Consider the following 25,895-nt stretch of genomic DNA (forward strand, 5'->3'; position numbering starts at 1 on the left):
CGCCGGGATCGGCCTGCGCCCTCGGGCATTGAAGCGCCCATGGACAAGACAGCGGCAGACCCGTCGATCGAGCAGGAGCGCCTGCGCCATATCATTGGCGGCCTGAGCGAGGGGGTGCTGCTGGTTGACGCGGAACAGCGCATCGTCTGGGCCAACCCGGCAGCCCTTGTCATGCATGGCGTGGAACGGCTGGCAGACCTGGGCGCGGATGTTGACGATTATCGCCGCCGCTTCCAGCTGCGCTATCGCAACAACCACCGCCTGGAGCGCGGTGACTATCCGCTCGATCGGGTGATCGCCGGCGAGGCGTTCGATGAGGTGGTGGTCGAGGTGATCCCGCAAGGCGAGGACGAGCCGCGCTGGATCCACCAGATCCGCAGCCTGATCCTGTCCGATGCTGGCGGCACGCCCGATCTGCTGGTGCTGATCATCCAGGACGTATCCTTGCGGTATGAAGCAGAGCTGCGCTTCGAACGGGCATTCAACGTCAACCCCGCGCCGGCGGTGATCATGCGGCTGTCTGACCTGCGCTATGTCAAGGTCAACCAGGGTTTCCTCGATCTGACCGGCTACCAGAAGGACGAAGTGCTGGGCCGCACGCTGTACGAGATCGACGTGCTCAAGGACGCGGCCGATATCGACACGGCCAAGGAACGCATCCGCGAGGCGCGCACCGTGCCGCAGATGCAGGCCGATCTGGAACTGCCCGATGGTGGGCGCAAGCTGGTGATCGTGGCCGGGCAGCCAGTGGACCTGGATGATGAGCCCTGCATGCTGTTCTCGTTTGCCGACCTGGAGCCGCGCCGCCAGGCCGAAAACGAACTGCGCCACAGCGAAGAGCGCTTTGTCACCACGTTCCGCCTCGCGCCGGTGGCCATGGCGATCACCACGCGCGGCGATCACACGCTGTGCGATACCAATGACGCGTTCCACCAGTTGACCGGGTGGTCATCGGACGAGGCGATGGGCAAGACCATGCCCGCGCTCAAGCTGTGGGCCGATGCCACGTTCCTGCCATCCGTTGCCGAGCAGCTGGTCGAACGCAGCGCCTTTCGCGGGCGCGATGCGCAAGTGCGCGCCAAGGATGGCGGGGTAACCGACTGCCTGGTTTCGGCCGCGGCGATCCCCTTGCGGCGCGACACCTGCACGCTTTGGGTGATCCAGGACATTCACGAACGCCGCCACAGCGAGCTGGAACTGATCAGCGCGATAGAGGCGGTGATGAAGGATACCAACTGGTTCAGCCGCACCGTGGTGGAAAAACTCGCCAACCTGCGCGCGCCGCATGGCAGCGAGCGCCCTGCCGAAACCAGCGAACTGACCCGGCGCGAAAAGGAAGTGCTCAGCCTGCTGTGCGAAGGTGGTGACGATGCCACGATCGCACGCGAAATGGGCGTCTCGCGCAACACGCTGCGCAATCATGTGGCCCGCGTCTATGCCAAGATCGGCGTCAACCGCCGGGCGCAGGCCGTGCTGTGGGCGCGCGAGCGTGGCTATCCGCTGCAACGCCCGATCCGCTGACAGGCACGGTTGGATTGCAGCAGGCCCCCCGGATCAAGTCCGGGGTGACGCTAGGTATTTAAATACACCTAAATTTTCGTCACCCCGGACTTGATCCGGGGTCCCGCTTGATGTTTCGCAGAACGGCCGCCAGCACCAAACCCGCCCCGCCGATTTGGCCAGTTTGTACCATACGATTTGGTACTTCTGCATCTCTCGCGGGCGATTGGGGCGGCCTATCTCTCCATCATCGGCGCGATGGTCGCGCTACGTGATGGGAGGTTCCCATGAACGAAGACCGCATCGAAGGCGAAGTGCGCCAGGTGAAGGGCTCGATCCTGGAAGCGATCGGCAAGATCACCGGCAATGACCAGACCCGTGCCCAAGGCGCGGCGGAAAAGCTGGCCGGCAAGGTGCAGGCCAAGGCCGTGCGCAAGTCTGCCCGCCCATAACGCGCGCCCCGCGCCTTTCTTACCACCACCACACGAAGATACCTTTCTTCCCGCAGGAGATTTGCATGGCAACGACCATGATTGACGGTCGCATTGACGACCGTCTGGCCCCGCGCATGAACTGGTCGGCCCTGATGGCCGGCACCGTGATCGCGCTGGCCATTGAAGTGACGCTGGGCCTGCTTGGCGCCGGCATCGGCTTTTCCGCGATCAATCCCGGTTCGGCGAGCGGCGCCAGTGCCGGCGGGCTTGGCCTGGGCGCGCTGGTCTGGTGGACGGTCAGCAGCATTCTGGCGCTGGCCGCCGGTGCCTATGGCGCCACGCTGGTATCGCGCAGCCGCCGCCCGGTCGATGGCGTGATGCATGGCCTGGCAATTTGGGGCCTGACCCTGTTGCTGACCTTCTACCTGCTTTCTTCGGCGGTGGGCGGCATCGTTGGCGGGGCGTTCCGCGCGGTGGGCAGCGTGGCCACGGCAGCGGCCAGTGGTGCCAGCGCGGTCACGCCCACGGTGGCCAGGGCGGCCGGCGTGGACCAGGCCGATGTCGACGCGCAGGTTTCCGCGCTGCTCGATACCACGCCCAACGATCCGGCCGCGATGACGCCGGAACAGGGCCGCAAGGCGATCGTGGCGGAACTGCCGGCCATGGCCAAGGGCGGTGAAGAGGGGCGCGCGGCCGAACAGCGCGTGGCGATGATCGTGGCGGCGCAGAACAAGATCTCGCCCGACGAAGCCATGGCCCGCGTCGAAAAGGCCCGCCAGCAGTTCCTGGCCGCCAAGCAGAGCGCGATCGATACCGCGATCGACGCTGGCAGCAAGGGCGCCGATCTGGCCGCCGGCACTGCCTTTGCCCTGTTCGTGGTGATGATGCTGGGCGCCAGCGCTGCCGCCGCCGGGGGTGTTGCCGCCACCCGCCGCAACCACGCCTGAGCCAAGCCATCACCACTTTGACCAACGTTCCAACGCAAGGAGCATGATCATGAACGAACATCGCATTTCGGGCGCGATCAAGGAAGCGGCCGGCACCATCGAACAGGGCATCGGCACGGTTACCGGCGATGATGCCACCCGCCTGCGCGGCCAGAGCCGCCGCATCGAAGGCCGCGTGGAAGGCCTGGTCGGCAAGACGATCGACCGGGCGATCGACCGGGCAGTGGTTCTGATCGAACGCGGCGAGCAGCTGGTGCGCAACCATCCCCGGGCCAGTGCCATCGTTGCCGGCGTGGTCGCGCTGTCGCTCGGCCGCCGGTTGAGCGCGGCAACGCGGGGCTGATTGACGGAACCAGCGCGGCGGCGCGGAAGGGAGCGATCCTTTCCGCGCCGCTTTGCGCATGGTCACTGCACCGGTTCGAGCGTCGCCAGCGTGACATCGTTGCTATGCATCGCCACGTCGCGCATCAGTTGGCCATCGGCGCTGACGGTCACCGTCTCGCTCGCTTCGGGCTTGTCCTGGGCCAGTGCGGCCAGGCTGGCAAGCTGGGCCGGGGTCAGCCGCTCGGGCGCGCCCATGTCGATATAGGCGGAATAGGCATCGTTGGCGCGATAGCCGGTGCGATGCAGGGTATAGCGATAGCGACCGGGCGCGAGGTGGCTGAACGCCAGGCGCACCGGCGCCGCCGGATGATTGGGCACCAGCTTGCCAAAGAAACTGCGGTTGCTGGTCGGCTGGGCGGGCTGCTCGAAATCCCACACCACGGCGGCCACCTTGCGTCCGTCGCGCGCGATCCAGCTTTGCGCGTCGTCAGCCGGCACGCGGCGGCCCTGCAGGGCGTGGAGGTATTTGTAGGCAAACCACGCCGGCTTGCGGATGCCATCCTTGGTCATCAGGCCAAAGCCGCCGTGAAATTCGGTGGTTGGCGGGCCCGGCTCCTCGAACAGGTCGGAGTAGACCCAATAGCTCATCCCTTGCGCGGCGCCTTCCACGCTTTTGAGCTTGGACAGGATATAGGGCGCGCTGACGTAGGAATCGTGCACCAGGTCACGCGGGGTATAGCTGGTGCTCCATTCGGTGAAATAAAGCGGCAAGCCGGGAAAGGCCGAGGCGTCGATCTGCTGGCGCACACGCCGCACATCGCCGGTGATCGCCTGGGGGCTGGGATCGAGCTTGGTATCGTCCTTGCCCATTTCATCCAGAAACCCGCCATTCACGCCATAAGTGTGGGTGGTGACGAAATCGATCGTGCCGCCCTTGGCTTTCACTGCGGCGAGAAGTTCGGGCACCCAGGCCGCGCCCGCGGTGGACGGGCCACCGACCCTGAGCTGGGGATCGATCGCCTTGATGGTTCTGGCAGTCAGCAGATAGAGACCGAAATAGGCCTGCTGGTCGGCGTTTTCCCAGAAGCCGGCGAGATTGGGCTCGTTCCACACCTCGAAATACCATTGCCGCACGTCGTCCTGGCCATAGCGGGCAATCATGTGCCGCACGAAGGCGTCGATCAGATCGCGCCACGGGCCGGGCTGCGGGTGCGAGGTATTGCCTTTCCAGTAGAAGATCGTCTGATCAGAGGTTTTCAGCGCATCGGGGGTAAAGCCAAGTTCCACGAAGGGGCGCAGGTGCCGCGCCTTGAGATCATCGTAGAGCGCGTCGATCGCGGTCCAGTCATAGACGATCTTGCCGTTGACGCGCTTTACCGTGCCCAGCGCATCGTGGAAAATGTCGTGGAAGCGGATGGTGCGAAAGCCCAGTTCTTCGCTCGCGAGCTTGAGCTGCGCCATGTTTTCCGGGCGACGCAGCGTGCCGGGATAGTCTGACCCGATCGAGAGATCGAAGAACCGATCGATCGGCCCACCATCGCGCGCCACGTCAACGGCGATCTGGCGAGTGGCGGTGGCGGCAGGGACGGAGGCAGATGCGGCGGCTGCACCCGGTGCCGCGCCGGCCACGGGCAGCGGCTTGTTGGCCGGCATGCCCACCATGATGCCGCGCCCATGCGGCGCCAGATAGAGCGTGCCGGGATCGAGCATGTCCCCCGCGATCGCGCGCAAGGTGCCGAACTGCTGGTCCGGGCTGTTGATCCGCACCCAGTTGGCGCCGGCATCGTCAGACCGCCACAGCCCTTCCTGGCCCATGACCTTGCCCCACAGGAACACCGCGGGATACGCGTCCTTGACCACCGGCGCGCCAAAGCTGACGAGCCAGGCCTCGGTCACCTTGCGCATTTGGGTAACCTTGGTCTTGCTGTCGGGCGAATGGAACAGCCCCATCGGCAGCGCCAGCCACAGGTCTCTCACCCGGCCGGGCACCACTGCCAGCGTGCCCTTCTGCCAGCTTTCCACCTTGGGCAGGCCTGCGATCAGGGTGGTAAAGCTGCTGCCGCCATCGCCGCTGGCCAGCACCGCCGAACTGGCCTGGTCATAGACATAGAACAGCCCATCGGCGGCCTTGTCGGCCACGGGCAGATAGGACGTATCGGCCCGCGCGGCGATGCCGGTGGAAGGCTGCCAGGTCTTGCCCATGTCTTTCGAGACATAGAGCCCATCCTTCTCCGGCGCCCAGACCAGCGTGGTGCCCTTGGCCGATATCGCTGCCACGCCCGGCCTGCGCCAATCGCCGCCAGGGGCGGGCGAGTGATAGGCGGCGCTGGCAAACGGTGTCCACGTCGCGCCGCCATCGGTGGTGGTATAGCCATAGCTGGGACCATGATCGACCAGGCGCACCATGCTGCCCGGCTTGGCCCCGGCATAGTCGATGCTGAAATTGGTCTCGCTTGCCGGGGTGAACAGGCCCTTGCGCGGCGGGGTGCGCGCCAGGTCTTCCCAGGCGCCGCCACCCACGTCGCCAAAGGCGGCCAGCACGGCCGCGCCGCCGGTGGGAGAGGCCATCTGCAGCGTGGCGGCCTCTTCCAGATTGCCCACGGTAAAATCGAACGTCACCGGCTCGCCCGGCTTGGCCGAAGCAAGGTTGCGGCTGATCCACAGGCCATAGCCGGTGCCATAGATCATCTCGTCGGACTTGAACGGGTTGAATTTCAAATCGGCCAGCCAGTGGCCCATGGTGTCGCGGCCCTTCATGTAATCGACCAGCCAGGGATAGGCACCGGGATCGTGCCGCGCATGGGCCGAAAGCGCGTCCCAGTGCGCGCCGCCATCGCGCGAAAGATAGATATCATCGCCCGGCGCCCAGCGATCGATGGTCGAGACCGCCAGCGTGCCGTCGCTGGCCAGGTCCACGCCGGAGAAGCCGCCAGGCAGGCCGGGCGCGGGCGGGGTGGGGGTGATATCGTGCCAGGGCCCATCGTGGCCATCGCGCTTCCACACCGCGCCGGTCTTGATATTGCTGGGGTTGAGCGTGCTGGCCTGGTCGCCCCCGGCAAAGGTGACATAGAGGCTGCCATCGCGGCCGAACACCAGGTGTTGCGGCACCATCGCGGGCAGGCCCGGCACGGCGGCAAAGCTGGCGCCGCCATCGCGGCTCAGCATCAGCGCGCCCGTGCCATCCGTCGATCCGGCCCAGACCTGGCCGGGCGCCGCGGGATCGACCGCCACCAGGCTGAACCCGCCGACCTTTGCGCCGGTGCGGGCGAAAGTAAGGCCGCGATCGGTGCTCTTCCACAGGCCGTCGCGGTTGGAGCCGAAATAGAGCACGTCGCCCTGCCGCGGATCGACCGCCAGCCGCTCCCCCGTGCCGCGCCCGTCGCTGTTGCCACCTACGCCGATCGGCAGTTCGGTTTTCTGCCAGGTGCGGCCGCGATCGTCAGAGCGCAGGATCGCGCCCTTGCGGCTCCATTGCGTGAGATAGAGCCCGGCAGCGGCATAGACGCGGTCGGGCGCGTTGGGATCGACGGCAAAGCTCAGGATGCCCATCAGATCGCCATCGTCGCGGCCCAGGTGATCGAGCAGGGGAATCCAGCGTTTGTTCTCGAAATCAAAGCGGTACATGCCGCCGATATCGGTGCGGGCATAGAGAATGCCCGGCGTGCGCGGATGATAGAGAAACCCGTCGACAAAACCGCCCGCGCCAAATGGCACGGTCTGCCAGTGATAAGGCCCGCTCGCCAGCGGGGTGGCGGCGGCATTGGCCGCTGCCGGCGATTGCGCGTGAACAGGCGCGGCCACGCCGAGCGCCAGGACGCTGGCCAGGGTAGTGCAGGCCAACCGGCGCGCGCCACGGAACGGGATTCCAGGCATGACATTCTCCTTCCCTGGCGGTGGCGGGGGGAGCGGTGCGCTGCCCGGCCTTTGCCGTTGTGTTTTTGTTTGCGGGGACGAGGCATAATTTGCGCTCGAAATGTAGTCAAGATAGCGCTAACAATCCCGCGACAAACAAACCGCCGCTGGCCACTATGACGATGGTGCTGGGCTGGCCGTAAGAGAGGAGCCCTGTCGGCCATGCGTCCATTTCGCCTTGCTGTGCCCGTTGTTGCCGCCGCCTTTCCGCTGCTGGCCTTGCCGGTGGCGGCGCAGGCCGCGCCCTTTGCCCTGGCACCGGTCCTGACCGACAACGTGGTGTTGCAGCGGGGCAAGCCGGTGCCCCTGCGCGGCATGGGGGAGCCGGGCAGCGTGGTCCATGCCAGCCTGGACGGTGGCGCGCTGCCCGATGCGACCGTGGCGGCCGATGGAACATGGCAGATTGCCTTGCCGCCCCAGGCTGCGGGCGGCGGCCACCACCTGCGCTTTGCCACGTCGACCGGGCAGCAGACGCAGCTCGGCAACGTGGCGTTTGGCGACGTGTTCCTGTGTTCGGGCCAGTCCAACATGGAGTTCACGCTGCGCCACGCCACCAATGCCGACGCGGTGATTGCGGGCAGTGCCAATCCCGATCTGCGCCTGTTCAACGTGCCCAAGCAAAGCAGCCTGACACCGCAGCCGCAATTCGGTGCGGGTGTAGCCTGGGCGCCGGCTGGCCCGGCAAGCACGCCTGATTTTTCTGCCGTCTGCTATTTCATGGGAGCCAGCCTTCAGGCGACGCGCAAGGTGCCCGTGGGCCTGATCGCGGCATCGTGGGGCGGTTCGATCATCGAGGATTGGATGTCACCGGCGGCCGTGCGCCAAGCTGGTGGGCACGACGATGATTTGGAGCTGCTGGCCCTGCGCCGGCGCGATCCGGCTGCGGCCGAGCAGGCCTGGGGCAAGCAGTTGCGTGCCTTTTTCGCGCGCACGGCGGGGAAGGGGGCGGCCCGCAGCGCTGACGTGGGCAAGCTGTGGGAAGACTGGGGCGATCCGGCCTATGCCCGGTTTGACGGCACCGCCACCTATACCGCCACGGTCAGGCTTAGCGCGCAACAGGCCCGGGCGGCCCGCGCGCTGCGTCTGGGCGTGGTCGACGATATCGACCAGACGCTGGTCAACGGCGTGGCGGTGGGCGCGGGGGTGGGCTGGAACACGCAGCGCCACTATATGCTGCCGGCCGGCAGCCTGCACGCCGGCACCAATACGATCACCGTCAACGTGCTCGATACCGGCAGCGGCGGCGGCCTGCATGGCGATAGCCTGCCGGCCCTGGAACTGGCCGACGGCAGCATCCCGATTGCCGGATGGCAGGTGGTCCAGGGCATGCCGCTGGCGCGTGCCGGCAAGATTCCGATGCCGCCATGGATCGCGGCGAGCGGGCTGACCACGCTGTACAACGGCATGATCGCCCCGCTGGGCGATATCCCGCTGGCCGGCATCGCCTGGTACCAGGGGGAATCGAATGCCGGCGATGCAACCGGCTATCGTGGCTTGCTGCGCGCGTTGATCGCCGATTGGCGCAGCCGCTTTGCCACGCGGCCTTTCGGCATCGTGCAGATTGCCGGTTATGGCCCACTGGTGGCTGGCCCAACCGATGCCTTCTGGCCGCAGATCCGCGAGGCGCAGCGCGATGTGGCGGCCAGCGATCCCGACGCCGGCCTGGCCGTGGCGATCGATGTGGGTGACCCTGACGATATCCACCCCACGCGCAAGAAGCCGGTGGGCCAACGGCTGGCCCAGGCCCTGGCCGGCAAGTCGGTTGCCGCGCTGCCGGTGGTGCTGCGCGAGGGCAACGACCAGGTGCGGCTGCGCTTCAACCGGCCATTGCGGGTGATCGGCGATGCCGTGCCGATCGGCTTTGAGCTGTGCGATGCGGCAGGCCATTGCCGGTTTGCCCCGGCAAAGCTGGACGCCCCCGATACGGTGGCCATCCCCGTGCGCACTGGTGACGTGACACTGCGGTATCTCTGGGCAGATAGCCCGGTGGTCAACCTGTTCGATGCCGATGGCAGCCCGCTGAGCCCCTTCACTATGCCGATACCCTGATCGCCCCGTCTCTCGCCTGGCCGATACGCGCCGCGCGATAGCGGTATCAATTTGGTATCGGGTTGGCCGTTTCGCTTGCATGCCGCATTGGCGGGGCTTAGGACGGCGGGGATGACTGATCAGGACAACGGCCGCGTCAAGCGTGGGCAACGCCGGGGCGCGCGTGGGCCGACGGTGGCCGATGTCGCGCGCCTGGCGCAGGTTTCGCCGATGACGGTGTCGCGCGTGGTCAACAGCGATCCCAAAGTGCACGAGGCCACCCGCGCCAAGGTGGAAAAGGCCATTGCCGAACTGGGCTATGTCCCCAATCTTGCCGCGCGCAGCCTGGCCGGCGGCCGGCAGTGCCGCATCGGCCTGCTCCATTCCAACCCGAGTTCGGCCTATCTCAGCGAGTTCCTGGTCGGATCGAACGAGCAGGCCAACGCCATGGGCGCGCAGTTGCTGGTCGAGCATTTCGAGGAAGAGGCCAGCCGCGAAGCGCTGGCAGCCAAGCTCTTGTCGCACCGCGTTGATGCCGTGCTGCTGCCGCCGCCCCTGTCTGACGATGTGCTGCTGCTGGAATGCATCAACCGCGCCGGGCTCGTCATGGCGCAGGTCGCCACCGGGGCACCTTCGCCGCTGGCCCATGCCGTAACTATCGATGACGAGGCGGCCGCCTATGCGCTGACCGCGCGGCTCACCGGGCTGGGACATCGGCGGATCGGCTTTATCGGCGGCGCGCCCAACCAGACCGCCAGCGCCCTGCGCCGCAACGGCTATCGCCGTGCCTTGGCCGAAGCGGGCATCGATGGCGATCGGCGCCTGGAAACCACCGGCGATTTCACGTTCCGTTCGGGCATGGATTGCGCGCTGGCGCTCCTCTCGCTCGACGAGCCGCCCACGGCGATCTTTGCCAGCAACGACGACATGGCCGCCGCCACCGTCGCCGCGGCGCACCGTATGGGGCTGGACGTGCCGCGCCAGCTATCGGTCTGCGGGTTCGACGATACGGCATCGGCGACCAATGTCTGGCCGGAACTCACCACCGCGCGCCAGCCAGTGGCCGATATGGCACGCGAAGCCGTGCGCCTGCTGGTGGACAGCGTGTTTGACCCCAAGGCGCGCGCGCCGCGCCATGTGCGGGTCGATTTCTCGCTGGTGCTGCGCGCATCCGACGCCACGTTGACCGCGCCACGCGCCGGTTAATCCGTACCCGGCCATCCCGCGCAATGCGGGGGAACGGGTCACGCCATTTTCGCTACGCGCTCTTGCGGTGACCACGCACGAATAGTGGGTGACCGTTGCGGCTTTGCCACAGTCCTGCAATCGTTTTAGCGCTATCGCCAGGCCATTTTCTGCGCCTCCCGCACCGCAAAAGCGCGTGCGATAAATCCTAGTTATCTCATTGATACGATAATTCTAAACCATTGAAATAACACAAATGATGCAAAGCGGCATAAATTACCGATTTGTTGCCGAATGCGGCTGTCCAGCGGCAAGCCCGCAGCACGGCGGGCGTTTGGCAATAATCCGGTTTGCGAATCATGTGTTGAAATGGTAGCGTTAACGCAGATGAGGTGCTCTGACACACGGAGCAATCAGGAGGGGGCTCTAAGGGAAATAGATCTGTTTCTCGCCATTGCCGCGCGTCTCTCACGACGCTGAGATCGGCATGGAAATATCTGTAAAAAATACATTTCTTTAGAGATAGCCTTAATTGGGAGGGGTTATGCACAACGTTTTCGGGCGCAGCACGCGCCGCAATGCGCGCAAGATCGGTTTTCTTGTCACGTCCAGCATGGTGATGGCCGCCTCGCTGGTGGTCGGCACCGCCCATGCGCAGGAAGCCGCTGCCGCCACAGACGCCGGCAAGGCCGCCGCTGCCGATGAGCCGAACGTGCCGTCTATCATCGTTACCGGTATTCGCGGCTCGCTGAGCAACGCGCTCAACACCAAGCGCAATTCGCAGGTGATCGTGGACTCGATCTCTGCCCAGGACATCGGCGCGCTGCCCGACCGCACCGTTTCTGAAGCGCTGCAGCGCGTGCCCGGCATCACTCTGCAGCGTACCGGTGACGTCAACACCCTGGAAGGCAGCGACCCCGGCCGCGTGCCGGCCGAAGGTGGCGGCGTGTTCATCCGTGGCCTTTCCTGGACGCGCAGCGAAATCAATGGCCACGACGTGTTCTCGGCCAACAGCGGCCGTGGCCTGAGCTTTGAAGACGTCTCGCCCGACCTGATGGGCGCGGTCGACGTCTACAAGACCCCGTCGGCCGACATGGTCGAAGGCGGCATTGCCGGCATCGTCGACCTGCGCACGCGCAAGCCGCTCGACAGCAAGAACTTCGTCGCCGTTTCGGGTGACTGGAACTATGCCGACAAGCGCAAGGAAGGCTTCTTCTCGGGCAATGCCGTGGTAAGCCACCGCTGGGACACGCCCGGCGGCACCCAGATCGGCCTGCAGCTTTCCGCGTCCACCGGCAAGACCGGCAACCGCACCGATGCGATCCAGACCGGATCGATCAGCACGACAACGCTGCCAGCGGCGCAATCGGGTCTCCCGGCCGGCACCACCGTGGCTCTGCCCAGTGGCCTGGGCTATCGCTCGGTCGAATGGACGCAGGTGCGCCACTCGTATGACGCGGTGCTGCAGATCAAGCCGTCGTCCAGCCTGCTGTTCACCTTTGAAGGCATGATTGCCAAGGTGACGCCGCGTGACGCTGAAAATGCCGTGCAGATCAACGACCAGAACGGCGGTTTCAGCCTCGATCCCAGCTTCACCTTCACCGGGCCGCAGCATACCCTGGCCTCGGGCACGCTGACCAATGCGCAGCTGGTCTATGACAGCCGCGTTGGCCAGCAGGACAAGGTCACCCGCGAATTCTATGGCAGCATGTTCTGGACGCCGACCGATCACCTGACGGTGAGTGTCGATGTCGATCACGTCAACTCGCACGCCAGCGTCTATAGCATGACCGCGTTCGACGGTTTCGGCCTGAACGGCGGCCGGCCCAACGTGGCGTTCAACCTGACTGGTGACCGGCCCAGCCTCACCTTCAGCGAAAATGGCCTGAGCCTGAGCGATCCGGCCAACTATTTCTGGTACGCTGCCATGCAGCACAACGAGAACAACCGCGCATCCTCGTGGGCGGAACGCGCCGACGTGACCTACACGCTCGATGACGGCAACTTCTTCAAGTCGTTCAAGGTTGGCCTGCGAAACACTGCCAAGGACTTGGTCACCCAATCGACCAACTACAACTGGGGCCTGCTCAGCACCGCCTATTGGGGTGGCGGCACGCCGATCTACCTTAACCAGGACCCGGGCAACGTGGGCCTGCCGGGCCAGACTACGCGCCTCAATTTTGGCAACTTCATGGGCGGGAACGTCAATGTGCCGGGCGGCTGGTTCCCTTCGGTTGGCTTGCTCGACAAGGGGGCAGCCAATGCCTACAAGTATCTGGTTACCACGCAGAGCGGCAATGGCGGCTGGTCGCCGCTGACCGATGCGGCCTTCAATGGCAGCGCTGGCAACAACAACGCCTATGGCACCAATACCCAGACCGAAAAGACGCTGGCCGGTTATGCCATGGCGAGCTTTGGCGAAGACAGCGGCCTGCTCGGCCGGTTCGATGGCAACATCGGCGTCCGCGTGATCCGCACCCGCACCACGGCGGTTGGCGCCATCTTCCTGCCCTCGCTCAGCTCTTCGTCGTCGAACTCGCAGACGGCGGCGGCGTGTATCGCCACCAATGGCGCCGCGGCGTGCCAGGCGCTGGTCAATGCCGCGACGTTCGTGGGCGATGGCAGCAAGACCCCGGTCGACGCGCGCAACAGCTACACCGACGTGCTGCCGACGCTCAACACGCGGTTCTACCTGAACGACAAGACCATCCTGCGCTTTGCGGTGGGCAAGACGATTTATCGCCCGAGCTTCACCGACCTGCAGGCCAACCAAACCTATGCCTATACCTTCCAGGCGGACGGCTTCACCCCGGCGGTGGTCGCCCCCCGTACCCTGACGGGCGGCAACCCCTATCTCAAGCCGATCCGCGCCTGGAACTTTGACGCCAGCTTCGAATACTATTTCGGCAAGGCCAATGCCGTGACGCTGGCCGCGTTCTTCAAGGACGTGTCGAACTACATCAGCCCCCAGGCATCGACCGTTACGCTGACGCGCAATGGCGTGACGCAGGATTTCCAGGTCAACATCCCGGTCAACGGCGGGCATGGCACGATCAAGGGCGTGGAAGCGGGTTACACCATGTTCTTCGATAGCCTGCCCGGTGCGCTGTCGGGCCTGGGCTTCAACGGCAACTATACCTTCATCGCCAGCACCGGTGGGCGCAACCCGTCCAACCCGCAGCTGGCGCCGGGCAGCCTGCTGCCGGGCAACCTGCCGATGCAGGGCCTGTCCAAGCATTCGTTCAACGCGGCTCTGCTCTATGAAAAGTATGGGATTTCGGCGCGCCTCGCCTACAACTGGCGCTCGGAATACTTGGCCAACGCCAACGGTGCCAACGTCAACCAGCCGGTGTGGAACGAAGCCTATGGCCAGCTCGACGCATCGTTCATCGTCGATGTGAACAGCCATCTCAAGGTCGGCCTCCAGGCGCAGAACCTGCTCAAGGCCAAGACCTATATCGATGTTGGCCCGGCCAGCCTGCACCCGCGCTATGCCTGGGAAGAAACCGACCGCCACATCGCGTTCCTCGTCCGCTCGAAGTTCTGATCGCGGCGGTATCTTGCTCCACACGGCCGGCTCCGGTTATCTCATGCCCCTGTTCCGCACAGGCGCATGAGACCGGGGCCGGAACGGGGAAGAGGATGTGATGAACGAGGCAGCGATCCGATCGATCACCATCCTGGGCGGTGGCACGGCCGGTTGGATGGCGGCCACGCTTCTGGCCAAGGCGTTCGATGGGCAACCCTTGCGCATTACCCTGGTGGAATCCGAAGAGATCGGGATCATCGGGGTGGGCGAGGCGACCGTGCCGCTGTTCCGCCTGTTCAACGACAGGCTTGGCCTGGATGAGCATGCCTTCCTGCAGGCGACGATGGGCAGCTACAAGCTGGGCATCGAGTTCTGCGATTGGGGGCAAGTGGGCAATACCCACTTCCATGGCTTTGGCGATTATGGCGAGCCGATCGGCGGGATTGCCCCGCACCATCATTGGCTGCGCCTGGCCCGATCGGGCGAAACCGCACCGATCGACGATTATTCCGCGCCTTATGCCTTGGCACAGCGCGGCAAGTTCACGCCGGCCGATCCGCGCCAGCCCCGCTATGCCCACGCCTATCATTTCGATGCGGTGCTCTATGCCCGCTATCTGCGCACGCTGGCTGAAAGCTGGGGCGTTACCCGCGTTGAAGGCCGCGTGGTCGATGTGCCGCTCGATCCGCAGACCGGGCATATCCGCGCCTTGCACCTGGCCGATGGGCAGGTGGTGGATGGCGAATTCTTCATCGACTGCACCGGCTTTGCCGCCGAGCTGATCGGCAAGCGCCTGGGCACGGGCTATGTCGATTGGTCGCACTGGCTGCCGTGCGACAGCGCCATTGCGGTGCCATCGGCGCGGCACGATCCGCCTGCGCCGTTCACCCGCTCCACCGCGCTGGCGGCGGGTTGGCAATGGCGCATTCCGTTGCAGCACCGCGAAGGCAACGGCATCGTCTATGCCTCGGCTCACATGAGCGATGCGGCGGCAGAAGACGCGTTGCTCGGCAGCCTGGGCGGCGCGCCATTGGCCAATCCGCGCCGCTTCCGCTTTACCGCCGGGCGGCGCGAGGCATTCTGGCAGCGCAATTGCGTGGCCCTGGGTTTTGCCAGTGGGTTCCTGGAACCCCTGGAATCCACCGGCATCCAGCTGATCCAGAACGGCATCGGCCGCTTGATCGAGTTTTTCCCCGACAAGCATTTCGATCCGCGCGTGGCGGCCGAATACAATCGCGTGTGCCAGGTGGAATGGGACCGCATCCGCGATTTCATCATCGCGCACTATTGCGTGTCGCAGCGGCCCGAGCCGTTCTGGCAGGCGGTGCGCGCCATGGACCTGCCCGATACCCTGCAGCAAAAGCTCGATAGCTGGCACGCGACGGGCAAGATCCCGCTGCTCGATGGGGAATCCTATCAAGAGCCGAGCTGGGCGGCGATCCTGCTGGGCAATGGCGTCTGGCCACAGCGCCACGATCCGCTGATCGACGCGCTGCCGATCGACATGCTGCGCGCGCACATGGCACGCCGCCGCGAGGATCTGGCGCGCATGGGCCGGTCTGCACCCGATCACCGCTTTTACCTTGCCCGCCATTGCCAGGCCGCGGCCTGACCGATCGGATCACCCCATGCCGCACGACACCGCGCCTTCCCACATCCGTTCCATCGTCATCGCCGGTGGCGGCACCGCTGGCTGGATGGTGGCTGCCGCGCTTTCGCGCACGATTGCCCCGCACCGTTGCCGCATTACGCTGGTCGAATCCGAAACCATCGGCACGATCGGGGTGGGCGAAGCGACCATCCCGCCGATCCAGACCTTCAACCAGGTTATCGGGCTGGACGAGGCGGCGTTTCTCCAGGCGACCAAGGGCACGTTCAAGCTGGGCATCGAATTTGCCGGCTGGCGCGCCAGGGGGCACCGCTATTTCCATCCGTTCGGGCGGCAGGGCAACGATTTTGGCGGCACGCAATTCCACCAGCACTGGTTGCGCGCCCAGGCGCTGGGTGATGATACCCCCCTCGGCGCGTTCTCGCTCAATGAACAGGCCGCCTATTCCGGTAAGATGCGGCAGCCCGATGGCGATCCACGCTCGGTCTATTCGACCTTTTCCTATGCCTATCATTTCGATGCCACGCTCTATGGTCAGCATCTGCGTACCTTGGCCGAAGAGCGCGGGGTGGAGCGCCGCGAAGGGCTGATCGAAGAGGTCGTGCTCGACGGGGAGAGCGGCCGCATCGCCAGCCTGCGGCTGGACGATGGCGGCATGCTCGATGGCGATCTGTTCATCGATTGCACCGGCCTGCGCAGCCTGTTGCTGGGCGAGGCGCTGGGCGTGCCGTTCGAAGACTGGACGCACTTTCTGCCGTGCAACCGGGCATTGGCCGTGCCGACAGACTGTGTCGACCTCATGCGCCCTTATACGCGCTCGACCGCTCATGAGGCCGGCTGGCAATGGCGCATTCCGCTGCAACATCGCATGGGCAACGGCATGGTCTATAGCGCCGAACATTGGAGCGATGACCAGGCCCATGCCGCGCTGATGGCCAATTTGGATGGCCAGCCGCTGGCCGATCCGCGCCTGATCCGCTTTACCACCGGCCGCCGGGTGCAGAGCTGGGCCAAGAACTGCGTGGCGATCGGCCTTTCGGCCGGATTTCTGGAGCCGCTGGAATCGACCAGCATCCATCTGGTCCAGATTGCCGTGGCCAAGTTGCTCAACTGGTTTCCCGACATGGGCTTCGACCCCATGACCATGGCCGAGTTCAACCGCCAGATTGCCAACGAATACGACCGTATCCGCGATTTTCTGGTGCTGCACTATCACGCCAACGAGCGCGAAGGGGAACCGTTCTGGGACCAGTGCCGGACCGGCGCGATCCCGGATTCGCTGGCGGAAAAGATCGCCATGTTCCGCCGCAGCGGGCGGCTACTGTCACGCGAAACCGATCTGTTTCAAGACGCCAGCTGGCTGGCGGTGCTGCTCGGCCAGGGCGTCATGCCCCAGTCCCACGATCCGCTGACCGAAAGCCTGCGCCCGCTGGAACTGGACCAGATGCTGCGCGGCATGCGTGACCTGATTGGGCGCGCAGCACAGGCCATGCCCAGCCAGGCCGATCACCTTGCCAGGATCGGCGGGACGATCGCCAACGCCCAGCGGGAAGCGGCGCTGGGCTGACCACCGGCCGGGAAAAGGCAAGGCGCGATAACCAGTTGCCAAGCCAGCATCGGCACCATAATGATAGCGCTATCACTCGACTGCGCGGGTTGAACCACGGTTTGGCTGCGACAGAATTAACGAGACGGGAAGGGACCAATCGCATGAAGGCCAAGGCACGTATTTTCACCCTCGCGCTGCTGTTGCAGGCCGGTTGCGCGGTGCCGGCCCTGGCCGCGCCGCTGGCGGTGCTTGATCGCAACGGCGCGGCGGTGAGCATCGAACCCTATGCCCCCAATATCGTGCGCGTCACCATCGCCACTGATCCCGACGTGGCGCGCAGCGCGCCTGGCGAAGGGCCCAATGCCACGCCCGATGCCGCTGGCTGGACCCATGCCATCGCCAACGGGGCTGACGTGTTCCGTTCCGGCGATCTGGAAGTGCGCGTCGATGCGCAGCCCTGGCCCAGCGCGCCGACGATGATGGCGCGCTATTTCGCGCCGTCGCTACCCAGCGTCTCGATCGGCTTTGCCCGCCCCGGCGGCGCCGCGCTCACGCGCATGAACAGCTGGGAAATGAGCCCGCACGATGTGGCGGGCGAGCACACGTTCCGCGTCGGCGCGAGCTTTTCCACCACGGCTGACGAGCATTTCTGGGGCCTGGGCCAGAACCAGCAAGGCTATGCCGATCTGCGCGGGCGCACCATCGATTGCCGCCACAATTATGACGCACCCGAGGGCGAAAGTGTGTGCGTGCCCTTCATGGTCACGAGCAAGGGCTATGGCATCGTCTGGGACAACCCTTCCGCCACCACGGTTTCGGCCGGGGTCAACGGCAAGACGCACTGGCAATCGAACGTGGGCGAGCGCGTCAGCTTTTTCCTGATCACCGGCAAGACCACCGACGAGATCTATGCCGGCTATGCCCGCCTGACCGGCGCCACGCCGCTGCCGCCCAAGGCCGCGCTGGGCCTGATCCAGTCCAAGGCGCGCTATGAAACGCAGGCCGAGCTGCTCGACATTGCCAAGGGCTATCGCGCGCGCAACCTGCCGCTCGATATCATGGTGCTCGACTGGTTCTATTGGACGGCGCTGGGCAACCTCGACATCGATCGCAGCGCCTTTCCCGATCCCAAGGGCATGAATGCCCAGCTCAACGCCATGGGCATGCGCTCTTTGATCAGCGTGTGGCCGCGTTTTGAAAAGGTTTCCAAGAACTTCGATACGCTCGCCGCCAAGGGCTGGCTGCTGCACGACAAGGATGGCAAGCCGGTCGATGGCCTGCCGATCCGCTCTGACCGCGCAGGCGCGCTGATCGATCCCACCGTGCCGGCCGCGCGCAAGTGGTTCTGGAGCCAGATCCGCGACAATATCCTGAGCCAGGGTTTTGACTGGACGTGGCTGGACGAGACCGAGCCCGATCTGGTGCCGGATGGCTATTTCTATTCGATCGGTTCGGGCGATCGCTATCACAACCTGTTCCCGCTGTTGCACACGCAAAGCGTTGCCGATGGCTCGGCACAGGACCGGCCCAACAAGCGCAACATGATCCTGTGCCGCGCGGCCTATCTCGGCGCGCAGCGCAATGGCTGCCTGTTCTGGTCGAGCGACGTGGACGCCACGTGGGAAGCACTGCAACGCCAAGTGCCCACCGGCATCAACGCCACGGCCTCGGGCATGACTTATTGGAGCAGCGACACCGGCGGGTGGCAGTATCCCGGCGGCGCGGGCGAGGCGACGACGGCGCCGCTGGTCGATCCGGCCGGCGCCACGGCGATGGCGCCTGCTTACAAGGACTATCCCGAACTGTTCGTGCGCTGGTTCCAGTACAACACCTTCACCCCCACACTGCGCATCCATGGCCAGCGGCCGGGCACCGCGCTGTGGCAATATGGCCCGGCGGCAGAGGCGATCCTGGCTGATACGCTGCGCCTGCGCTATGCGCTGCTGCCCTATACCTATGCCGCCGCGCGCCATGCCTATGACACCGGCGCGCCGATCATGCGCGGGTTGTTCATGGACTTCCCCGGCGATGCCCAGGCCTTGACGGTGAAGGACCAATATATGTTTGGCCCGGCGTTCCTGGTGGCGCCGGTCACGCGACAGGGGCAGACCCACCGCCCGGTCTATCTGCCCAAGGGCACCGACTGGTATGACTGGTGGACCGGGCGCAAGTTTGCCGGCGGCCAGACGATCGAGGCCGATGCCCCGATCGCCCAGATCCCGCTGTTCGTGCGCGCGGGCAGCGTGGTGCCGCTGGGCACGCCGATCCTTTCCACCGCGGAAAAGCAGGGCATTGCCAAGCTGCGCGCCTTTGCCGGCGCCAATGGCGAAGCCACGCTTTATGACGATGATGGCCAGACCAATGCCTACAAGACCAGCCAGGCCGGCAAGACCGTGGTGCGCTGGAACGATGCCAGCGGCCAGGTGGAATGGCCCGCCGGCATGAAGGGTAGTGCGGCGCGTCCGCCGGTCGAGGTGGTGCGCTGATGGCCGGGGGATGGCTCGGCGCCAGCCGGCGCGGCGTGCTGGGTGGCGGGCTGGCGGCGCTCGCCGTGGGTGGCGCGGGCCAGGCGCGCGTTGCTGCGGGCGGCCATCGCGCCCGGTCGGGCACCCTGGCGCCCGACTGGCAGTCTCTGGCCGCCGGTTATCAGGTGCCGGCGTGGTTCAGGGAGGCGCGCTTTGGCATCTGGGCGCACTGGGGCCCGCAGTGCCAGCCCGAGCGTGGCGACTGGTATGGCCGCTCGATGTATATTCCCGGCACCCCGGCTTACCAGCATCAGGTTGCTACCTACGGCCATCCCACGGCGCACGGCTTCATCGACGTGATCGGCGATTGGCACGGTGAGCATTGGGATCCCGATTTCCTCGTGCAACGCTACAAGGCGGCGGGTGCGCGCTATTTCATGGCGATGGCCTGCCACCATGACAATCTGGACCTGTTCACCAGCGATCATCATGGCTGGAACAGCACGCGCGTGGGGCCAAAGCGCGATGTGATCGCCGGCTGGGAAAAGGCGGCACGCGGGGCGGGCCTCAAGTTCGGCGTGTCGAACCACGCCAGCCACGCCTGGCACTGGTGGCAGACCGCCTATGGCTATGATGCGCAAGGGCTCCATGCCGGGCAGCGCTATGACGCCTGGCACCTGCGCCGCGAGCACGGGCAGGGCACCTGGTGGCAGGGCCTCGATCCCCAGGCGCTTTACACCGGACCCAACATGGCCCCGCCCGATGGCATCACCAGCGATGCCGCGATGGACAAGTGGCACCAGGCCAACGACGGGCAGTGGCTGGAAACCGTGCCGCCGCGCAACCCGGCCTTTGCCGCACGCTGGCTGGCGCGGCAAAAGAACCTGGTGGAGCGCTACCGCCCCGACATGGTCTATTTCGACGACTACGGCCTGCCGTTCGACCACTACGGCCTGGAAGCCGCCGCGCATTTCTACAACCAGGCCACTGCCTGGCATGGCAGCCCCGACGTGGTGCTGACAGCCAAGCGGCTGAGCGATGACCAGCAGCGCGCCGTGGTGGAAGACGTGGAGCGTGGCTTTGCCGCCGATATCCGCCCGCGCCCGTGGCAGACCTGCACCTGCATCGGCGATTGGCATTACAACCGCGACCGGTTCGCGCAGAAATCCTATGTGCCGGCCCATCAGGTGATCCAGCGCCTGGTCGATGTGGTATCCAAGAACGGCAACCTGCTGCTGTCGATTCCGCTGCGCGGCGATGGCACCTATGATGCCGAAGAGAGCAAGATCCTGGACGGGATCACCGCCTGGATGGCGGTGCACGGCGATGCCATGATCCATGGCAGCCGCCCGTGGCGGCGCTATGGCGAAGGGCCAACCAAGCTGGACACCGGCATCATGGCAGAGGGCAAGTCTGGCCCATTCACCGCGCAGGATATCCGCTTTACCACCAAGCACGGCGCGCTGTTTGCCGCGATGCTGGAATGGCCCGATGCGCCGGTACGGATCGCGTCGCTGGGCCAGCAGGCGGGCCAAGTGGCCTCTGCGCGCCTGCTCGGCGGCGGGCCGGTGCCGTTCCGCCAGGATGCCGATGGCCTGGTCTTGACCCTGCCGCCGCGCCCGGAAGGCGGCATGGTGCCCGTGGTGCAGTTGGACGGGGCCGGCCTGATCTGACGCGTCAACGTCTGTGGCCGGCCGCCTGCCTCAATGCTCGGCGCCGGCTGCGATCACGCCGGTGCCCTTCATCCGCGCATAGCGCACCTTGAGCACCTGGCCGATGCTGGTGAAGTTGAAGCCATAGTCGATCTGATCACCGTTCCACACCCGATCGAACACCCAGGTCTGCCCGCCCTTGCCGTCCGGGGCGTAATGCCCTTCCTCGGCACGCAGCAGGGTTAGCGTTTCGCCGGGCGCGGGCGTGGCGAGGTTGAGCGTGACGCGGGTATCGAACCCGGTGATCAGGAATTCATCCGGGCCAAGCTGGGCAATGGCCGCGCCGCCGGTGGGCTGCGGATTGCCGCGCGGCGGATCGAAGCCAAACGCATCCTGGCCAAAGCCCAGCGTCGCCTTGTAGCGGCCAATCAGCAGTTCGCGCTTGTGGCCCGCCGCCGGATCGGCCGGTTCGCTGGCCGCGTGCACCTGTCCTTGCGCCGCCGCCTTGGCCCAGACCGCCTGCATCGGGGCAAACAGGTGATAGATCCGGGCAAAGCCGTTGATCGTGTCGTCGATGCCCTTGGCGCCCAGCGGAAAGTTGTAATAGCCGGTCTGGTCCATCCCGAACGGGGAATAGCCGATCGTGCCCTTGCCCAGCGCGTCCCAGAAAAAGCGCGCATATTCCGCGTCGTTGCCGATTTCGGGGACCATCAACGGGTTGTCTGGCCGGCCATAGAGATCGAGATAGGCGTGCACAGCCTTTTCGTCGCGGTTGTAGATATCGGGCGCCACCAGATCGAGCGCGGGCGCGGCCACCTTGTAGATATCGATCACGTGGTGCACCGGGCCGCCGCTGGAATAGGTCGTCGCGCTCTGTCGGCCAAATGCCGAGGCGAGCGCGGCATTGGCGTACATCGGCAGGTTCTTTTCCGCCTTGCCGGCCTTGGCCACCGTATTGAGATAGCTGGCGACATACCACGCCTGGAAATATTCGTCGGCATCGCTGCCAAAGGCCTGGGCCCAGCTCGATCCAGCCGGCTTGCCATAGTGCTTGAGCAGGGCCTGCGGCGCCGGGCCGGCAAACAGCTTTTGCGCCATCGGCGAAAAGTCGCGCACGTTGCCATAGCTGCCGACCTCGTTTTCCACCTGCATCATGACGACGGTGTTCTGCGGGTCGATCTGGGCGATGTGGTGCATCAGCGCGGCAAAGGCGCGGGTATCGGCCTTGAGCGTTTCGCTGCCCAGCGGGCTCATCGCATAGTGCACATCGCCTTTGGCCGTGAGCATATGGGGAAAGCGCTTGGGATCGAGCTTGACCCATTCCGGGGCATAGGCCGGCGCAGTGTTCTTCCACGTGGCAAACCACAGCAGGATCAGGCGCTTGTCATGCTTGCGCGCCTCCCCCACGACATGATCGACCCAGGAAAAGTCGAACTGGCCCTCGCGCGGCTCGATCTGCTCCCAGGCGACCGGGATTTCCAGCGTGTTGGCGCCCATGGCATCGATCGTGGGCCACACTTTCTTGAGCGGCTCGGGATAGTTGCTGGAATTGTTGGCTTGGGCGCCCAGCATCAGGAACGGCGCGCCATCGACCATCAGCATCGCGCCCTTGGCTGTGCGTTCTATGCGGGGAAGGGGGGCGGCGGCTGGCGAAGCAGCGTCTTGCGCCTGCGCCGCCATCGGCGCCATCAGGCTGGCCAGGGCCGCGATCAGGGTCTTGGCCGTGCGCCGGCGAGGCCGAATTTCCGTTTGGCTGTTGGGCACAACACAAAGCATCGTCTTCTCCCTGTTGGTAAGTTCGGCTCTGGCCCAGGGCGGACCGGCCGTGTTCTTTGCCGTGCCAATTCAAAACCACTTGACAGCGAGCCACATTGCATGATGGTAGCGCTATCAGAATTTGTCAACGATTGCCCGAGGGTTGGGGAGAAGGAAATGGACGGGGTGTCATCCATCGCAGCGCTGCTGCCGGCAGACTGGGAATCCGGGCGATTCCTCGGGCGGGTGGAAACCGCGGCCGGGCCAAGCCCGATTCTGGTGGAACAGGGCGTGGCCTATGACATGGCCGGCGTGGCGCCCACCGTTGCCCAGCTCGTCGACATGCTGCCGCTCGACGCCAGCGCCGGGGTCGCGCTCGGCCGGCTCGATTCGCTGGCGCTGCCGCTGCTCAGCCCGATCGACCTGCAGTGCGTGAAAGCCTGCGGGGTAACCTTTGCTACCTCCACCCTGGAACGCGTGATCGAAGAGCGCGCGCGCGGCGATGCTGGCAAGGCGCAGGAAATCCGCGCCCGCATCGAAGACCGCGTTGGCGGCTCGATCCGCTCGGTCGTGCCCGGCTCGGCCGAGGCAGAGGCGCTCAAGGCGCTGCTGATCGAGGATGGCCTGTGGTCGCAATACCTGGAAGTGGCGATCGGGCCCTATGCCGAGGTGTTCACCAAGGCGCCGGTGCTGGCGACCGTTGGCCCGCTGGCCGAAATCGGCGTGCGCAGCGATTCGACCTGGAACAATCCCGAACCCGAAGTGGTCCTGCTGGTTAATGCCGCCGGCACGGTGGTAGGCGCCACGCTGGGCAATGACGTGAACCTGCGCGATATCGAGGGGCGCAGCGCGCTGTTGCTGGGCAAGGCCAAGGACAACAACGCCTCGTGCTCGCTCGGGCCGCTGGTGCGCCTGTTCGATGATGGCTTCACGCTCGACGATGTGCGCCAGGCCGAAGTGGACCTGCTGATCGAAGGCACCGATGGCTATCGCCTGGAAGGCCATTCCAGCATGAACCAGATCAGCCGCGATCCGCTCGACCTGGTGCGCCAGACCTTGAGCGAACATCACTATCCCGATGGTTTCTGCCTGTTCCTGGGCACGCTGTTTGCCCCGGTGCAGGACCGCGACGATCCCGGCCGCGGCTTTACCCACAAGGTGGGCGATGTGGTGACGATCGCCACCCCGCGCCTGGGCAAGCTGGTCAATACCGTGGTCACCTGTCCGCAGGCCGCGCCCTGGACCATGGGCATCACCGCGTTTTATGCCAACCTCGCCCAGCGCGGCCTGCTGGGGCGCGCGGCATGAGCGGCGCCAACGGCGCGCGCAACGGTGCATCCCACCGCGCGATCTATCCGAGCCTGGCGGGCAAGCGCGTGTTCATCAGCGGTGGCAGCAGCGGCATCGGGGAAGGCCTGGTCGAAGCCTTCGTGGCCCAGGGCGCGCATGTGGCGTTCTGCGACATCGCGCAAGAGCAGGGCGAGGCCGTGGCGGCGCGGCTGGGCAACAGCGCCGCGCCCGCGCCGCTGTTCCTGCCCTGCGACTTGCGCGATGCCGATGCGATCGCCGCGATGATGGCGCAGGTAGAGGCGCAGTTGGGCGGGATCGACGTGGTGATCAACAACGCCGCCAACGATGATCGCCATGCCGTGGACGAGGTTTCGCCCGCCTATTGGGACGAGCGGATGGCGGTGAACCTCAAGCACCAGTTCTTCGTGACCCAGGCCGCCGTGCCGGCGATGAAGCGCGCCGGTGGCGGTGCCGTGATCAACCTGGGGTCGATCAGCTGGCACCTGGGCCTGCCCGATCTGGTGATCTACCAGACGGCGAAAGCCGCGATCGAGGGGTTGACCCGTGGCCTGGCGCGCGAGCTGGGCCGCGACAACATCCGCGTGACCGCGATCATTCCCGGCAACGTCAAGACCCCGCGCCAGGAACAGTGGTACACGCCCGAGGGTGAGGCCGAGATCGTGGCATCGCAATGCCTTGATGGGCGCCTGATGCCGGCCGATGTGGCGGCGCTGGCGCTGTTCCTCGCCTCTGACGATGCGCGCCTGATCACCGGGCACGAATACTGGGTCGACGCCGGATGGCGCTGAGCGCAGCGCACGTTCCGGCCCATGTCCCGGTCATCGCCGGGGCGACGCCGCAGGCGGTGTGGCCACTGGCGGCCACGCTGGGCGAAGGCCCGGTATGGGCCGCACACGAGGGCGCGCTGTGGTTCGTCGATATCAAGGCGCCGGCGATCCATCGCTTTGTCCCGGCAAGCGGTGAAACCGCCACGTGGCCGGCGCCCGCGCAAGTAGGCTGGGTGTTGCCCTGCGCCGATGGCACGCTGCTGGCCGGCCTGCAAACCGGCGTGCACCGCTTCGATCCGGCAAGCGGCGCCTTTACCCTGCTCTGCGCGCCCGAGGCGCATCTGCCGGGCAACCGCCTCAACGATGCCACGGTCGCGGCCGACGGCGCGGTGTGGCTGGGCTCGATGGACGATGCCGAAACCGACGAAAGCGGGCGGATCTATCGCCTCGATACAGATGGCTGCATCGATAGCGGGCTGCCGCCGGTTTCGATCACCAATGGGCCCGCCTTCTCGCCCGATGGGCACACGCTCTACCACCACGATACGCTGGGTCGACGCATCTGGGCGAGCACGGTGCACGACGGGCGCGTGACCGGCACCCGCCTGTTCGCGCAAATCGAGGACGGCGCCGGCTATCCCGATGGACCGGTGGTGGACGCGCAAGGCTGCCTGTGGGTGGGCCTCTTCGCCGGTTGGGCCGTGCGCCGCTATGACCCGGCGGGAAAATTGATCGGCGTCGTGCCATTTCCCGTGGCCAACGTGACCAAGGTTGCGTTCGGTGGCCCGGATCTGCGCACCGCCTATGCCACCACGGCAACCAAAGGCCTGAGCACGGCAGAGCGCGCGGCCCAGCCATTGGCGGGTGCGCTCTTCGCCTTCGATCCCGGGGTGGCCGGCTTACCGGCCCATCTCGCGCGGGTATAAAA

16 protein-coding genes are annotated in these 25,895 nt (G+C 65.8%); 14 read left to right on the top strand and 2 right to left on the bottom strand.

The window, feature by feature from the left end; translation table 11 throughout:
• Positions 1–39 precede the first annotated feature (39 nt).
• The 4 genes from ABIC78_RS08240 to ABIC78_RS08255 all read left to right on the top strand — a co-directional run bounded on the left by ABIC78_RS08240 (position 40) and on the right by ABIC78_RS08255 (position 3,224).
• Positions 40–1,521 carry a PAS domain S-box protein gene (locus ABIC78_RS08240; protein WP_354488876.1) on the top strand — a complete coding sequence of 494 codons (1,482 nt, stop codon included), beginning with the start codon at positions 40–42 and terminating at the stop codon, positions 1,519–1,521.
• Positions 1,522–1,787: 266 nt separating this feature from the next.
• Entirely contained in the window at positions 1,788–1,952 is a 165-nt protein-coding gene (locus tag ABIC78_RS08245; RefSeq protein ID WP_082349925.1) for a CsbD family protein, read from the top strand.
• A 65-nt stretch (positions 1,953–2,017) separates the two neighbouring features.
• On the top strand, positions 2,018–2,881 hold the full coding sequence (locus ABIC78_RS08250; protein ID WP_354488879.1) for a hypothetical protein: 864 nt from the start codon (positions 2,018–2,020) through the stop codon (positions 2,879–2,881).
• A gap of 49 nt (positions 2,882–2,930) precedes the next feature.
• On the top strand, positions 2,931–3,224 hold the full coding sequence (locus ABIC78_RS08255; RefSeq protein ID WP_148291872.1) for a CsbD family protein: 294 nt from the start codon (positions 2,931–2,933) through the stop codon (positions 3,222–3,224).
• Positions 3,225–3,286: 62 nt separating this feature from the next.
• Here the strand turns inward: ABIC78_RS08255 and ABIC78_RS08260 are convergent, their stop codons facing one another.
• On the bottom strand, positions 3,287–7,078 hold the full coding sequence (locus ABIC78_RS08260) for a GH39 family glycosyl hydrolase (RefSeq protein ID WP_354488881.1): 3,792 nt from the start codon (positions 7,076–7,078) through the stop codon (positions 3,287–3,289).
• A gap of 201 nt (positions 7,079–7,279) precedes the next feature.
• On the opposite strand from ABIC78_RS08260, the gene ABIC78_RS08265 reads away from it, so the two are divergent.
• The 7 genes from ABIC78_RS08265 (at position 7,280) to ABIC78_RS08295 (ending at position 21,155) form a co-directional block, all read left to right on the top strand.
• Positions 7,280–9,166, top strand: coding sequence for a sialate O-acetylesterase (locus ABIC78_RS08265; RefSeq protein ID WP_179563479.1), 1,887 nt, complete (start codon positions 7,280–7,282; stop codon positions 9,164–9,166).
• Positions 9,167–9,277: 111 nt separating this feature from the next.
• The gene (locus tag ABIC78_RS08270; protein ID WP_169041428.1) at positions 9,278–10,351 is read left to right on the top strand and encodes a LacI family DNA-binding transcriptional regulator; all 1,074 of its coding nucleotides are present in this window, start codon (positions 9,278–9,280) and stop codon (positions 10,349–10,351) included.
• Between the two features lie 523 nt (positions 10,352–10,874).
• Positions 10,875–13,877: a TonB-dependent receptor gene (locus tag ABIC78_RS08275; RefSeq protein WP_354488884.1), complete on the top strand. Its 3,003-nt coding sequence runs from the start codon at positions 10,875–10,877 to the stop codon at positions 13,875–13,877.
• Positions 13,878–13,977: 100 nt separating this feature from the next.
• On the top strand, positions 13,978–15,471 hold the full coding sequence (locus ABIC78_RS08280) for a tryptophan halogenase family protein (protein WP_354488886.1): 1,494 nt from the start codon (positions 13,978–13,980) through the stop codon (positions 15,469–15,471).
• Positions 15,472–15,487: 16 nt separating this feature from the next.
• Positions 15,488–17,035 (top strand): tryptophan halogenase family protein, encoded by a 1,548-nt coding sequence (locus ABIC78_RS08285; RefSeq protein WP_354488888.1) that lies wholly within the window; start codon positions 15,488–15,490, stop codon positions 17,033–17,035.
• 143 nt (positions 17,036–17,178) lie between these two features.
• Positions 17,179–19,503, top strand: a complete 2,325-nt coding sequence (locus tag ABIC78_RS08290) for a glycoside hydrolase family 31 protein (RefSeq protein WP_354488890.1) — start codon at positions 17,179–17,181, stop codon at positions 19,501–19,503.
• Complete coding sequence (locus ABIC78_RS08295; protein WP_168352936.1) at positions 19,503–21,155, top strand: alpha-L-fucosidase; 1,653 nt, start codon at positions 19,503–19,505, stop codon at positions 21,153–21,155. Before ABIC78_RS08290 ends, ABIC78_RS08295 begins: the two co-directional genes overlap by 1 nt.
• A 30-nt stretch (positions 21,156–21,185) precedes the next feature.
• On the opposite strand, the gene ABIC78_RS08300 is transcribed toward ABIC78_RS08295, so the two are convergent.
• Positions 21,186–22,910, bottom strand: coding sequence for a DUF5597 domain-containing protein (locus tag ABIC78_RS08300; RefSeq protein WP_354488893.1), 1,725 nt, complete (start codon positions 22,908–22,910; stop codon positions 21,186–21,188).
• Between the two features lie 156 nt (positions 22,911–23,066).
• On the opposite strand from ABIC78_RS08300, the gene ABIC78_RS08305 reads away from it, so the two are divergent.
• The 3 genes from ABIC78_RS08305 to ABIC78_RS08315 are packed head-to-tail and all read left to right on the top strand — an operon-like array spanning position 23,067 to position 25,893.
• Positions 23,067–24,197 carry a fumarylacetoacetate hydrolase family protein gene (locus ABIC78_RS08305; RefSeq protein ID WP_022674699.1) on the top strand — a complete coding sequence of 377 codons (1,131 nt, stop codon included), beginning with the start codon at positions 23,067–23,069 and terminating at the stop codon, positions 24,195–24,197.
• Positions 24,194–24,988, top strand: coding sequence for a D-xylose 1-dehydrogenase (xylB, locus tag ABIC78_RS08310; RefSeq protein WP_309805825.1), 795 nt, complete (start codon positions 24,194–24,196; stop codon positions 24,986–24,988). The genes ABIC78_RS08305 and xylB overlap by 4 nt, the downstream gene beginning before the upstream one ends.
• On the top strand, positions 24,979–25,893 hold the full coding sequence (locus tag ABIC78_RS08315; protein ID WP_354488896.1) for an SMP-30/gluconolactonase/LRE family protein: 915 nt from the start codon (positions 24,979–24,981) through the stop codon (positions 25,891–25,893). Before xylB ends, ABIC78_RS08315 begins: the two co-directional genes overlap by 10 nt.
• The last annotated feature ends 2 nt before the right edge of the window (positions 25,894–25,895 follow it).

The sequence above is a fragment of the Novosphingobium sp. 1529 genome (assembly GCF_040544855.1).
GTDB lineage: Bacteria > Pseudomonadota > Alphaproteobacteria > Sphingomonadales > Sphingomonadaceae > Novosphingobium > Novosphingobium capsulatum.